Origin of the sequence: Marinobacter confluentis, from assembly GCF_004785685.1 — a bacterium.
GTDB lineage: Bacteria > Pseudomonadota > Gammaproteobacteria > Pseudomonadales > Oleiphilaceae > Marinobacter > Marinobacter confluentis.
This window is the reverse complement of sequence record NZ_SRPF01000049.1, coordinates 1-313: the sequence shown is the minus strand read 5'-3', so window position 1 is coordinate 313 and position 313 is coordinate 1. Positions and strand designations below refer to the sequence as shown.

Below are 313 nucleotides of genomic sequence, written 5' to 3'. Positions count from 1 at the left end.
GCTCTGCCAGGTTGTCCGAATCCGTGGTTTTCGGATTGCAAGTATGGCCGTTGACAGCCTGGACGAGCATCTGGATATCCACCTGACCCTCGAGGGTACGCGGCCGATTGCCATGCTGCAGGCGCAGTTGGAGAAGTTGCATACGGTGGTGGGGGTGGGCCTGGTCGGGAAGGTTCCCCTGGCCCGGTCTCAATCCGCTTGAGCCGGGCCATAATCCAACCTACGACTTACCAGGCCTTGTAAGGCAGGAATTTACCATTCATGGTGACCACCACGCGGTCACCTTTGGGGTTCTCTTCCTTTTCAATGTCCA

At 57.5% G+C, this 313-nt stretch carries 2 protein-coding genes; one reads left to right on the top strand and one right to left on the bottom strand.

Translation table 11 applies throughout. The features are described from left to right. The coding region (locus tag E5Q11_RS17505; protein ID WP_135804719.1) for an ACT domain-containing protein at positions 1-202 on the top strand (202 nt) is incomplete at its 5' end. A gap of 25 nt (positions 203-227) precedes the next feature. Here the strand turns inward: E5Q11_RS17505 and E5Q11_RS17500 are convergent. Then, positions 228-308, bottom strand: a complete 81-nt coding sequence (locus E5Q11_RS17500; protein WP_228260645.1) for a cyanase — start codon at positions 306-308, stop codon at positions 228-230. Positions 309-313: the final 5 nt, after the last annotated feature.